Here is a 12,369-nt window from a genome sequence, read left to right as displayed (position 1 = left end):
ACGCGGAGTACCGACCATGACCATCAACCGACGCCTATTCAATCAGTTCCTGCTGCTGGCCGGCGCGAGTACCGCGCTTCCCGCCGGGGCCTTCGCGCAAGACGCAAAGCCGGTGGCCGGCGGCACGCTCAACTTCGTCTACTATCCCGAGCCCAACCAGATCGTTTCCATCAACACCAGCGCCGGCGGGCCGGCCACCATCGGCCCGAAGATTTTCGACGGCCTACTCGCTTACGACTACGACCTCAATCCAAGGCCGCAACTGGCCACCGAATGGTCGATCAGCGACGACGGGCTCGAATATGTCTTCAAGCTGCGCGAGGGGGTGAAATTCAGCGATGGCCACGACCTGACATCGCAGGACGTGGCCTTTTCGATCTCGCGGCTGCGCGAAGCCCATCCGCGCGGGCGCATCACCTTCCAGAATGTCACCGACATCGACACGTCGGACCCGCATGTCGTGAAGATCAAATTGTCGAAACCGTCCGCCGCGCTGATCTCTGGCCTGGCCGCGACGGAATCGCCTGTCGTGCCCAAGCACATCTACGAGAAGCTGAAGCCGGCCGACGATCCGTCTTTCGAGCAGATCATCGGCAGCGGACCGTTCGTGCTGAAGGAATGGGTGAAGGGCAGCCACATCATCGTCGAAAAGAATCCGACCTATTGGGATGCGCCCAAACCCTATCTCGACCGGATCATCTTCCGCTTCATCACCGATCCCGGCGCGCGTGCCGCAGCGCTGGAGACGGGCGAGGTCGACATTGGGCCGAACCCGGTGGCGTTCGCCGATCTGGAGCGTTTCAAGGCGCTGCCGCAATTCGTCGTCGACAGCACGGTCTTCGCCTATAGCGGCCCGCTGCACCAGCTGATCATCAACCTCGAAAACCCGATCCTGAAGGAGAAGAAAGTCCGTCAGGCAATCGCGCACGCGATCGACCTCGACGCGGTGAATGCCATCGTGTTCTACGGCTATGGGCAGGTGTCGCCGACGCCGATCAGTGTCGTCAACAAGAAGTATTTCGATCCCGATGTGAAGGCCGCGACCGTCGATACGGCGCTGTCGGAAAAACTGCTCGACGAGGCGGGCTTCAAGCGGGGAGCGGACGGCATCCGCTTCAAGCTCAGGCTCACCAACAACCCGTATAACCCGTGGGGCTATGCCGACTTCCTCAAACAGGCGTTGGCGAAGATCGGCATCGACGCCGAGATCCAGAAATTCGACTTCGGCACCTATGTCAAAACCATCTACACCGACCGGACCTGGGACCTGTCGACGGAATCCTGCGGCAACATCTTTGACCCGAGCGCCGGCGCACAGCGGCTCTACTGGTCGAAGAACATCAAGATCGGGCTGCCGTTCTCGAACGGCGCGCACTACGAGAACCCTGAGGTCGACCGACTGCTGGAAGCCGCTTCCGTCGAGCTCGACGAAGCCAAACGCAAGCAGCTGTTCTTCAGGTTCCAGGAGATCATCGCCGACGAGTTGCCGATCATCAATTTGATCGCACCGCCGACCATCATCATCGCCCGCAAAACCGTCAAGAACTACGCGCCGGGTGCGGAAGGCCTGTCGGCCAGTTTCGCCGACGCCTATATCGATCCGAACGCCTGAACCAGCGGATGACCGAAAAGAAAAGGGCCGCATGTCGATGCGGCCCTTTTTCGTTTCTGTCATTTGTGGGGCTGCAATCTCAGGCCAGAGCACGCAGCCTTGGGCTGGCGCCGACCAGAAGGCCAGCCAGGGCGATGGCCTGCGCCAGCTGTTCACTGATGGAACTCGATTCCCAGGCAACGCCGCGCAGCGGATGGCCGACGGCAAACAGATTGCCGTGGGTCTTGCCGTTACCGGCAATCACTTGGCCGCCATGCGTCGCGTCGATGCCGAAGCCGGTCGCATGCGGCCTGACGATGCCGTTATCGAGCAGGCTTTGGACGAATGGATCGGCGACCCGCCGCCAGTCATGCTCCTGATGGCCGCGGCAGTTGACGACACCATCGAAACGCAGCCGTTCGACCGCGCCGCTATCGCGCCAGCGGATCTCAGCGGCAATGCCGTCGGCCTGCGGATGGAGTGCCAGCACCCGTCCAGCTCCACCCACCCATCGGCCTTGGCTTCGCGCCAGCGCAACGCGCTCAAAGCTCGGCGGCGCCGCCCGGTGCGCGGTGACGTCCCAGAAGGCGCGCAGATGGCGTGTGAACTTTAGACGCTCCCTGTCGGTAGCGCCTTGCCACAGAGCCAGGATCCATGGCCGGATCGTCAGCGGCAGTCCTTGCCAGTTCAGGCCGGTGGCTTCGATTGCCCGGCGTTCGGCCTTGACCAGTACGAGAAGCGCCCTGGTGGTTTTCGGCAACGGACGCTCGGCGAGAAAGTCGCGCCATGCCTCGGTGTTGCGCCGTGGCTCGACAATCTGTCCCCGCCGCGACACGACACGGTAGCTGCCCTCGAAGCCGCGCGCTTCCATGCTGGCGACGACGTCGACCATGCTCAGGCTGGACCCGATCAGCAGCAGTTCCTTGCTGCCGGCTAGCCGGTCGAGTGCCGCCGGATCCCAGGGATTGGCGACATAGCGGGGATCGCTGACGATGGCTGCTTCCGTGGCGGATGGCTCGCTCTGGAACACTCCGGTTGCCAGCACCGCCTCGTCGGCCGGCAATTGCTGGCCATCGCTGGTGCCGACGCAGACACCCGATGGACCGGTCAGCATGTCGATGGCGGACGCCTTGACGTGGCGCAGCGAGGAACGCCCGTCCGCTTCTCTGACGGCTCTCGTCAGTTCGGACTGGACATAGCTGCCGAATAGCCAACGCGGCGGGCTGGAGTCCGGGACATCTTCGGGCGGCGTCCAGCCATGCTCAGGCCCATTCGCCACGAGCCAGCGAACGAGGTGATCGGAATCGTCCGGATGCAGCGAGAAGATGCGCGCCGCGCCGTTGACCAGATGTTGTGGATCGACGGTGCTGTAGGCAACGCCGCGACCGAGCTCCGCCCGGCGCTCGATGATGGTGATCGCCAGTGGTTCGGTCGAACGGTCAAGCAGCTTGATCGCGGTAACCGCGCCGGCAAAGCCGCCGCCTACAATGATGATTGAACGAGGGATCGAACGCGGGGAGGAAGAAGTATGAAGCATCAAGGACCCTTACGACGCCGGCGGTCCGTGGCTCTAGCCCATCACCCCGGCAGCGACCATCGTGCTGTCCCATAACCCGATGTCAAAAAACAATAATTGCCAGCTGGCGAAAGGCATTCTTTCGCTCAGCGGGTCTGGCAGGCGTTAGAGATGAAAGGCCTTTGCGACCAGCCCGAGAAACGCCCCCGAAGAGCCCCAATGACTGAAGATCGAAAGATAAAGCTTGGAGCCTTCATCCGCGGCCCTGGACATCATGTCGCTGCCTGGCGCCATCCTGATGTCCCCGCCAATCCCGGCCTGAGCTTTCAGCACTACGCAGAGGCCGCGCGCACCGCCGAGCGCGGTCTCTTCGACATGGTCTTCCTTGCCGACAGCCTCAGTGCGCGCAATGGCGAGCAGCCGATCGAGACTTTCGAGCGCACCGGCCATGTCGTGCATTTCGAGCCGCTGACGCTGCTGTCGGCGCTCTCGACCATCACGCAACGGATCGGGCTGGTGGCCACCGCTTCGACCACCTATTGGGAACCTTTCCACCTGGCGCGGCTGTTTGCCTCGATCGACCACCTGAGCGGCGGCAGGACAGGCTGGAATGTCGTCACCTCGGCCGATGCGCCGGCGGCGGCGAATTTCAGCCGCGACCAGCATCCCGTTCATGCCGACCGCTATGACCGCGCCGAGGAGTTCGTCGCCGTGGCGCAGAAGCTGTGGGACAGCTGGGACGACGATGCTTTCGTCGCCGACAAGGCTTCGGGCATCGCCATCGACCGGCATGGCATCCATGCCCCTGACCATGCCGGCCGGCATTTCCGGGTCAAAGGGCCGCTCAACGTCGCCCGCCCGCCGCAAGGCCATCCCGTCATCGTCCAGGCGGGTTCTTCCGATGCCGGCCAGCATCTGGCGGCGCGGACGGCGGAAGTGGTCTTCACCGCCCATCCGACCATCCAATCGGCGCGCGGTTTTTATGCCGAGCTGAAAGGCCGGCTGGCGTCGTTTGGCCGCTCTGCCGATTCCCTGAAAATCATGCCCGGTGTCTTCCCGGTCGTCGCGCCGACGCGCGCGCAAGCCGAGGACAGGTTCGACGCCATCCAACGCCTGGTCGATCCCGTGGTCGGCGTCGCCCTGGTTTCCGGATTGCTCGGCGGCGTCGATCTTTCCGGCCATCCGCTCGACGGACCGTTGCCGGAACTGGGCAGTTCCGATGCGGTGAAGAGCCGCCTGAAAGTCGTCTCCGAATTGGCCTCGAGCCGGAACCTGACCATCCGGCAATTGTATCTCGCCGTTGCCGGCGCGCGCGGCCATTTCCAGATCGTCGGCACGCCAAAAGACGTGGCCGACATGATGGAGGAATGGTTCGTCGGCGGCGCGGCGGACGGATTCAACGTCATGCCGCCGATCCTGCCGACGGGCCTCACCGATTTCGTCGATCTCGTCATTCCGGAACTGCAGCGGCGCGGCCTGTTCCGGACCGCTTACGAGGGCGGGACGTTGCGCGAGAATCTCGGCCTTGCGCGTCCGGTCCGCGGCGCCACCGAACACCAGGAAAGGAAAGCATCATGAGCGCGAGCACGATCGATTCGGAGACGTTTCGCCAATGGCTGGCCGATGGCGAGGAACTTGCGGTGCTGGATATCCGAGACAGCGCGATTGTCGGATATGCCTCGCCGCTGTTCGCCACCAATCTGCCCGCAGCACAAGGTCGAGGCGGAGATCGACCGCTTCATCCCGCGCAAGGCGGTGCGCACCGTGCTGGCGGATGACGGCAGCGGCGTCGCCGAGCGGCTTGCTGAGCGATTTGCCGAGCGCGGCCGCAGCCAGGTGTTCGCACTGGCCGGCGGAATTCCGGAATGGACGAAGGACGATGTGGAAGGCTTGCCGACCTTCGACACGCCGGGCGTCGATTTTTCGCTGGCGATCCGCGACGAGAAGGGGACGCCGGTCATTACCGTTGCAAAGCTTGCGGCGCTCAAGGCCAAGAAAGCCGACGTGGTCGTGCTCGACAGCCGGACGGTGGCGGAATTCGACAAGGACCATGTACCGGGCGCCATCAGCGTTCCGGGTGCTGAGCTGGTGCTGCGCTTCGCCGACCTGGTGCCGTCGCCGGACACGCAGGTGATCGTCTCCTGCGCCGGCCTGCCGCGCGCCACATCGGCGCGCAGACGCTGATCGATGCCGGCGTGCCCAACAAAGTTGCTTATCTGCACGATGGCACCAAGGGGTGGCGCGAGGCCGGCCTTGCGCTCGAAACCGGCAGGACTGCTGCCTATGGTTCGGCGAGCGAGGACGCGAAGCGATTCGCCGAGGAGCGCATCGCAAAACTTGCCGAAGGCGACAGCTTCCCGCGCATCGATGCGGCGACGGCCGCAGCCTGGGCGAAGGACGAGAGGCGCACGACCTACCAGCTCGATGTGCGCACGCCGGAGGAATTCGCGGCAAGCCACATTCCGGGCTCGATCGCGTCGGAGGGCGGGCAGTTGCTCGGCGTCGCCTATCGAACCATTGCCGTGCGTGGCGCCCGTGTCGTGCTGATCGACGATCTGCTCGGTGTCCGCGCGGCGACGACGGCGCACTGGCTGCAGCGCCGTGGCTACGAGATCGCCATCCTCCAGCATGACTTCCAGTCGGCCAGCCTGGTGGAAGCGGCGTAGGGCAGGAGCTGTCGGGCGATTTTTGGAGGCAGCTATTCGGCGGCTTCCTTTTGACGGCGGCGGCCTGAAAGGACATTCTTCTGCATCGCCGTCAGCGAAGACCGCACCGCATTGGCGCCGTGCTTCAGCATCTTCGCCTCATAGTCTGACAGGGCTTCAAGCAGCGGCTTGTCGCCGCGTTTAGCGGCCACCAGTTCAGGCACCAGCAGCCCGGCGTCATAGATCGCGGTGTTGCCGCCGAGCGCGCGAAAATAGGTCATGGCATGGATGGCGTCGCCAAGCAGTGTCACTCGTTTCGTCGGCCAGGGATCGACAGGCTCTGAGCTGTGGACATGCAGCAGCGCCACCGTCGACGGGTCGGTGTAGCGAATGAGGTTGAGGATCTCCGGATGCCAGTGGCCGATCTTCGAGATCAGCAGGACCAGCAGCTCTGAACCGGAGAGCTTTGCCAGCGCGTCATCCGTGGCGAGCTCGTCCTTCTCGTATGCGGTGTTCCACCAGACATAGCTGGTGGTGTTGTTGAAATGGAACCCGGAAATATCCTTGTGGGTGTCGTCGTCCAGCCCGATCAGTCCATGCTTCCGAAATGCCTCGACATTGACCCGGTGGCTGGTGACCATCAGCCCATGACCTTCCGTCGGTCTGACGCCGGCATTGTAGTCGAGCAGCAGCGGCGAGATCTGGTGTAGGGCTGCGGCATGCAGCGTCATCTTGCCGGCCAGGCGCCTCACGCCGGTGTCGAAGCTTCGCGCATGCGGCACCAGTTGCTGGCGCACGCGCGAGCGGGCGCCGTCGGCACCGACCAGCACGTCGGCATGGATTGTCGAGCCATCCTCGAAATGCGCGATCACCGAACCGTCCGGCTGCTCTTCGTAGCGGGAAAAGACCTTGCCGTAGCGCACGACGCCGTCGAGGCCGGAAAGCAGCACCTGGCGCAACGTGATGCGGCTCACCGATTTTTCGATATGCGTGTCGTCGGCCTCGCCGAGTGCGTTGCCGCCACCCCAGGCGTCCTCGCCCAAGGTCTCGAAATTTTCGTCGAGCAGGATGTTGCGGTCCGGCGCTCGGCCGAGCGTGGCGACAAAGGCCTCGTAGAGTTCCGGCGGCAAGTTGGCGATCAGCGAATCGATGCCACGCTGGCGGATGCGCAGCCGAAAACCCTGGACGTAGTCATTGCGGGCGCGATCCTTCTCGAAGACCGCGACGCTGATGCCGTTCTTCTTCAGGCCTTGCGCCAATGTCAGGCCACCGGGGCCTCCGCCGATGATAGCGACTTCGACATGTTCGGAGATCATGGCGTCGCTCACCCGACCGCCTTGAGCCTGGGTTTGACAGCGGCAACAGCCGGCGGCTCGGCCACTTGGCTGGCAGCGTGGCGGCTGAGCGCCGCCTTGGCGGCGATCGTGCGGATCATATGGTTCTGCGGTGCGTGCGAGCGGGCAGTCAGCGTATCGCGGTGGTGACGCTCGAGCTGGAAGTCTCTGTTAAGACCGGGATTGCCGGCAAGCTCCAGCGCCAGCGAGGTAACTGCCACGGCATTGTCGATGACGACATGCCTGACGGTCATGCCGTCGGTGCCGACCGGTCGGCCGGCGTCGACGTCATCAGCGAGCGAGCGCAGCAGCCGCGTGCTGGTTGCGAGCCTGACCTCGATCTCGCCCAGCCCTGCCTGGATGTGCGGCACGGTCGACAGCGGCGCGCCGAGGCTCGCCGGCGCATGCGTGGTGACGAAGGAGACCAGCCGGTCACGGGCAGCGCGGGCGGCACCGTGGTAGACAGCGCCGATCAGCGAAAAGAAGAACGCCGTCGCACCTTCCTCCCGCCGCAGCGGCTCGGACGCCGGCTGCGCCTCGGTGATGTCCTCGGCAGGCACGGCGACATTATCCAGAATGACGTCGTCGCTGGCGGTGGCCCGCATGCCGGCGGCGTTCCATGTCTTTTCGACGCGCAATCCCGGCGCATTGGTCGGCACCAGGAACGAGGCGAGGCGCGGTTGCGGCTCGTCGGTCAATGCCAGCAAGTTCACCCATTTCAGGATGGGAATGCCGGTGACGTAGTTCTTGTGGCCGGATATCCGCCAGACATTGCCGTCGCGCCGGGCAATGGTTTCGGGCGGCTTGCCATGGGCGGGCGAGCCGATCCCCGGCTCGGCCTGGGCGGCATTGATCAAGGCAGGGCCAAGACGGCCGGCCTCGACAATCCGCTGCACCAGATGGCGCGGCCATTTTCCGGATTTCCGCAGCGCATACTGGCTGTTGTAATGCATGGCCAGCACAAGCGCCGTCGACGGCTCGCCGCGGCCGATCTCGGCGATCACCGCCTGGGCTTCCGTCAGCCCGCCGCCGAGGCCGCCATGCTCGCGCGCTGTGACCAGGCCAAGCAGACCGGCCTGGTGAAGCCGGCCGAAATTGGCAAACGGAAATTCTCCGGTCGCGTCGTGATGTGCGGCGGTCAGCGCGAAGTCGTCGGCCAGGCTCGCTACCGTGTCGAGGAGTTGTGGGAACTCGGGGATCGTCGAGGTCATATGCTGGCTTCCTCTCAGGCGGCGGCGCGGATGGTCACCTGATCGAGCGGCCGGCGATCGACCCAGGCCTCGACGTCGAAATCGCTGGCAAGGAAACCCCAGTCGCGCAGGAAATCCTTGTAGTGGGAAATCGCCGCGACGAGCTCAGGCTGCAGTCCGAGGCCGAGATGGTTGTGGACATCCGGACCGTTGGCGGCCAGCACCTGTTCTTCGGTGGCGCCGGATTCGCGGGCGACGAAGCGCCGCGTCTCTTCCGGATGCGCCTTAGCCCAGGCGCTGGCGCGCAGGATCGTCTCGATCAGGCGCGTGACCAGATCAGGGCGCTCTTCGGCCAGCAAATCGTCGACGGTCAGCACACGCGGCGAACCGGAGTTGATGCGGATGTTCGGGTCGGGATGAAAGCCGAATTCGGCGACCTGGATGGCGCCGATCAGATTGGCGACATTGATGCCGGCCGTGCCTTTGACATAGATGGCGTCGACCTCGCCACGGATCAGCGCGGCTGCCTCCTCGCCATAGGCCTGTTTGCGCTTGAGGCCGAACAGCGACGGCCCTTCCTGGCTGTCGAGCACGCTGTCGGTCAGCGCGATGTCGACGATCTCGACGTCGGCATGGCTGAGGCCTTCAAGCGAGAGCGCCGAGACCAGCCCTTTCAGCGCCGTCGCCCGCATGAAGTCGACGATGCCTTCCGGACGCCGGGCGATGCCGAAGCGGCGGCCTTTCAGGTCCTGGGTTGTTCTGATGCCGGTGCCGGGCAAGGTGATGATCGCCTGGAATTCGTCGGTCCAGGTGATGCCGACGAGACGCGTCTTGCGCCCTTCGGACCGCGCACGGATCGGCGGCACGTTGCCGCCGTGGCGGAACGACCAGTCGAGTGTGTGGTTGAAATGGCTCTGGCGGATGTCGCGGTTGGGTGAATCGATGATCGACTTCAATTCGATCCCCTCCTTGCGAAAGGTTTCGTCGAGAAGTCCGAGCTGCGCCGCAAGCCCGACAGGCGTCGGCACCGGGCAGCGTGTGTACCAGATTTCGGAGATCGCAGTCGTGGTCATGAGTGCTCCTCAGGCGTTGCGCAGGCCGGCCTGCTTCATCAGCGGCAGGATGTTCTCGCCGAAGAATTCGAGGTCCGGCTTGAAGTCGAAGAAGGACAATTGCAGGCCATCGATGCCGGCGTCCTTGAGCTTGACGAACTGGTCGACGATCTGCTCGGGCGTGCCGATGAGATAAATGTTGCCGCCGACCTTGGCGTAGGGATCGTCGCGGCCTTCGCGGCCCTTCCAGGCCTGGGCGTCGCTGTTGAAGGTCTGGAACCCTTTCGGCGTACGGCTGTCGGCACGGGCGACGATCTGGTCGGCGACGGCCCAGGCTTCCTTCTCAGTGGGACGGCTGATGACCAGCGGATTGAGCAGCGTGCGCACGGTGCGGCCGACACCGAGGGCGGCGTCCTTCACCTTCTTCGTATGCGCCGGCAGCGCCTCCAGCGCGCTGGCGATGTCGGAGCCGGCCGGGCTGGTGACGAAGACGATGTCGGAATAACGGCCGGCAAAGGAAATGCCGGCATCGGAGCCGGTGGCATTGACCAGGATCGGCCGACCGTAATTCGGCTTCGGCGTGACGAAGCCGCCATTAAGCTTCCAGCTCGATTCTCCAGAGAAGGAGAAATTCTCGTCGTCCTGCCACAGCCGCTGCAGCACTTCGACGAACTCGGCCGCGAGTTCGTAGCGACGGTCGTGCTCGATGCGGTTCCAGCCGAACATCTCGTGTTCGACGGCGCGATGACCGGTGACCACGTTGATGCCCCAGCGGCCGCCAGAAATGTGATCGAGCGTGGCGCCGAATTTGGCCAGATGCAGCGGATGCCACGGGCCGTAGAGAACATGCATGGTCGAGATCAGCATGATCTTCTTGGTGATCGCGGCCATGGCTGCAATGGAGACGAAACTGTCCAGCGCCTGGCCGTTGAAGACCCCGCCATAGCCGCCCTTGGGCAGCCACTGGCTGAGCGCAAAGACGAGGTCGAAGCCAAGCTCCTCGGCCTTGAGCGTCAGGTCGCGATTGTAATCGAAGCGCCAGTCGGTCGAGCGCGGCAGGGTCGAGTTGGTCCAGCCGCCGGCCTGGATCGGCAGGAACAGTCCGAGCAGCACCGGCTGCTGAAGCGCTTTCGATAGCGGGCTGTCCGGATAGTCGGTCGGCGCCTTGAAGAAGGGCGTGCCGACGATGGAACCAGGCTTGTGGGCGAGCGTCATGGGGGAATCTCTCGGGGAAGGAGAAAGAGATGCCATGCGCGAAAGACCGCGCATGGGGCGGCGGATCAGGCGACGATATGGGTTGATGCGAGGCTGCCGGCATTGCCCTCGGCGCCCACTGTGTGATCGGCGATGCGCTTGTTGTAGAGGGTGATTTCCGGCTGGCTGACGATGCCGATGTCGGGCAGGTCCTCGACAAGGATCTGCTGGATCGCGGCCCATTGCTCGAAGCGCTTTTCGTGATCGACCTCGACGGCGGCAGCTTCAAGAAGTTCATCGACCTTGGGATTGCTGTATTTCGACCCGTTGGAGAACGGCACGCCCGGTTTGAAATTCTTCGACCAGTAGAGCCGCTGCACGCCGACCGTCGGATCGAACAGATTGCTCATGCCGTTGAAGGTGAAGTCGAAATCGCGGTCGGTGTAGATGCGCTTGGTGTAGGTGGCGAAATCCTGGCTGCGCACGGTGACCTCGATCCCGACCGCGGCCAGTGCCTGCTTGATGTAGTCGGCGCCGCGCTTGTAGGTCTCGCCGCTCGGCACATAGTCGTGGACAAGCTTGAGGCGGGTGCCGTCGGCACCGCGTTGCAAGCCTGCTTCGTCGAGCAGTTTCTCGGCGGCGGCAGTGTCGACCGGATAGGTCTTCAGGTCGGCGACGAACCATTTTTTCAGATTGGGGTTGATCGGACCGGGCATGGTCTCGCCATAGCCATAGTTGATCGTCTCGCGGATGACGTTGCGGTCGATGACATGGGCGAAGGCGCGGCGGACCCGAACATCCTGGAAATAGGGTTTCTCCAGGTTGAACTCGACCCGGCTGACACCGTTGGAATACTGATAGCCCTGTTTCTCGAAGCCGATATGCGGCAGCGTCTCGAAGCGCTGCAAGTCGCTGTACGGGATCGGCGTTGCCGGCGCCAGGTCGATCTCGCCGGTTTCCAGCGCCAAGGCACGCGCCGAAGCGTCCGGGATGAAACGCACGATCAGCCGGTCGAGATAGGGGCGCGGCGCGTCCCAATAATCAGGGTTGCGTTCATAGACGATGTGGCTGCCGCGGACCCATTCCTTGAAGACGAACGGGCCGGTGCCGACCGGCGCGACGTTGACCGGATTTTCGGCTGCCTTGCCGCCGTCATAGAGATGCTTGGGCACGATCGGCGTTTCGGCCGCGGCCAGCGCCGTGATCAGGTAAGGCGCCGGCTTTGACAGCACCAGCGTGACGGTCAGCGGATCCGGTGTCTGGATGTCGATAAGATTGAGGAAGGTGTTGCGGCCACGAGGGTGAACATCCTTGATCGTGGCGATCGAATAGGCGACGTCGGCGGCGGTGAATGGCTGGCCATCATGCCACTTCACGCCTTCGCGCAGCTTGAAAGTGTATTGCAGGCCATCGTCGCTGAGCGACCATTGCCTGGCCAGTGACGGGCGCGGCGTGAGATCGAAATCGTAGGTCAGCAGGCCCTCGGTGGTCTTTGCCGAGACGTAGACGGAATTGAACGCCGTGTGGGCGATCGTCGTCAGCACCGGCGGCTCGGCCGAGAGCAGCAGCGTCGCCGTTCCACCTTGTTTCGGCTCGGCTGCGTAGGCGCCGCGCGATGCGGGCAATAGGGTGGCTCCGAGCGCTGTTGCCGAAAGGCCGAGAAACCTACGGCGGTTCGGGGTGAGGAAATGAGACATGGCGCCTTGGTCCTTTTTTGCTGCCGGCATCAATCGGCCGGTCGTCGGCAGCCGGGTGAAAAATCCATCGTTCCAAGAGCCGGCCCGTTTGTGAAAAGATTTGGCCGCTTCGCTCCCGCACTTAAGATTTCATACTTCAAACGGCTATTT

Annotated in this window: 8 protein-coding genes and 1 pseudogene; 3 read left to right on the top strand and 6 right to left on the bottom strand. The window is 63.8% G+C overall.

What is annotated here, in order from left to right; all coding sequences use genetic code 11:
- Positions 1-16: 16 nt before the first annotated feature.
- Positions 17-1,612 carry an ABC transporter substrate-binding protein gene (locus NKH29_RS13965; protein ID WP_352494628.1) on the top strand — a complete coding sequence of 532 codons (1,596 nt, stop codon included), beginning with the start codon at positions 17-19 and terminating at the stop codon, positions 1,610-1,612.
- A gap of 79 nt (positions 1,613-1,691) precedes the next feature.
- On the opposite strand, the gene NKH29_RS13960 is transcribed toward NKH29_RS13965, so the two are convergent.
- On the bottom strand, positions 1,692-3,128 hold the full coding sequence (locus NKH29_RS13960; protein WP_352999905.1) for an FAD/NAD(P)-binding protein: 1,437 nt from the start codon (positions 3,126-3,128) through the stop codon (positions 1,692-1,694).
- Between the two features lie 198 nt (positions 3,129-3,326).
- On the opposite strand from NKH29_RS13960, the gene NKH29_RS13955 reads away from it, so the two are divergent.
- Together NKH29_RS13955 and NKH29_RS13950 are read left to right on the top strand one after the other, a co-directional pair.
- The gene (locus tag NKH29_RS13955) at positions 3,327-4,685 is read left to right on the top strand and encodes an LLM class flavin-dependent oxidoreductase (RefSeq protein ID WP_023717662.1); all 1,359 of its coding nucleotides are present in this window, start codon (positions 3,327-3,329) and stop codon (positions 4,683-4,685) included.
- A pseudogene (locus NKH29_RS13950) lies at positions 4,682-5,773 on the top strand (rhodanese-like domain-containing protein). The gene NKH29_RS13955 and the pseudogene NKH29_RS13950 overlap by 4 nt, the downstream one beginning before the upstream one ends.
- 32 nt (positions 5,774-5,805) lie before the next feature.
- Here the strand turns inward: NKH29_RS13950 and NKH29_RS13945 are convergent.
- The 5 genes from NKH29_RS13945 to NKH29_RS13925 form a co-directional block, all read right to left on the bottom strand.
- On the bottom strand, positions 5,806-7,068 hold the full coding sequence (locus NKH29_RS13945) for an FAD-dependent oxidoreductase (protein WP_352999949.1): 1,263 nt from the start codon (positions 7,066-7,068) through the stop codon (positions 5,806-5,808).
- Between the two features lie 8 nt (positions 7,069-7,076).
- The gene (locus NKH29_RS13940) at positions 7,077-8,297 is read right to left on the bottom strand and encodes an acyl-CoA dehydrogenase family protein (RefSeq protein ID WP_352790236.1); all 1,221 of its coding nucleotides are present in this window, start codon (positions 8,295-8,297) and stop codon (positions 7,077-7,079) included.
- Between the two features lie 14 nt (positions 8,298-8,311).
- On the bottom strand, positions 8,312-9,349 hold the full coding sequence (locus tag NKH29_RS13935; protein WP_352482609.1) for an ABC transporter substrate-binding protein: 1,038 nt from the start codon (positions 9,347-9,349) through the stop codon (positions 8,312-8,314).
- A 9-nt stretch (positions 9,350-9,358) separates the two neighbouring features.
- On the bottom strand, positions 9,359-10,543 hold the full coding sequence (locus tag NKH29_RS13930; protein ID WP_023717658.1) for an LLM class flavin-dependent oxidoreductase: 1,185 nt from the start codon (positions 10,541-10,543) through the stop codon (positions 9,359-9,361).
- A gap of 65 nt (positions 10,544-10,608) precedes the next feature.
- Entirely contained in the window at positions 10,609-12,219 is a 1,611-nt protein-coding gene (locus NKH29_RS13925; protein ID WP_023717657.1) for an ABC transporter substrate-binding protein, read from the bottom strand.
- Positions 12,220-12,369 lie beyond the last annotated feature (150 nt).

This window comes from Mesorhizobium sp. M1295 (genome assembly GCF_040318135.1).
Classification (GTDB): domain Bacteria; phylum Pseudomonadota; class Alphaproteobacteria; order Rhizobiales; family Rhizobiaceae; genus Mesorhizobium.
This window is presented reverse-complemented; position numbering and strand designations above follow the sequence as displayed.

What these genes read in the sequence shown, in the direction of transcription:
- NKH29_RS13965 (WP_352494628.1), top strand. Translation starts at nt 17, where the DNA reads ATGACCATCAACCGACGCCTATTCAATCAGTTCCTGCTGCTGGCCGGC.
- NKH29_RS13960 (WP_352999905.1), bottom strand. Translation starts at nt 3,128, where the DNA reads ATGCTTCATACTTCTTCCTCCCCGCGTTCGATCCCTCGTTCAATCATC.
- NKH29_RS13955 (WP_023717662.1), top strand. Translation starts at nt 3,327, where the DNA reads ATGACTGAAGATCGAAAGATAAAGCTTGGAGCCTTCATCCGCGGCCCT.
- NKH29_RS13945 (WP_352999949.1), bottom strand. Translation starts at nt 7,068, where the DNA reads ATGATCTCCGAACATGTCGAAGTCGCTATCATCGGCGGAGGCCCCGGT.
- NKH29_RS13940 (WP_352790236.1), bottom strand. Translation starts at nt 8,297, where the DNA reads ATGACCTCGACGATCCCCGAGTTCCCACAACTCCTCGACACGGTAGCG.
- NKH29_RS13935 (WP_352482609.1), bottom strand. Translation starts at nt 9,349, where the DNA reads ATGACCACGACTGCGATCTCCGAAATCTGGTACACACGCTGCCCGGTG.
- NKH29_RS13930 (WP_023717658.1), bottom strand. Translation starts at nt 10,543, where the DNA reads ATGACGCTCGCCCACAAGCCTGGTTCCATCGTCGGCACGCCCTTCTTC.
- NKH29_RS13925 (WP_023717657.1), bottom strand. Translation starts at nt 12,219, where the DNA reads ATGTCTCATTTCCTCACCCCGAACCGCCGTAGGTTTCTCGGCCTTTCG.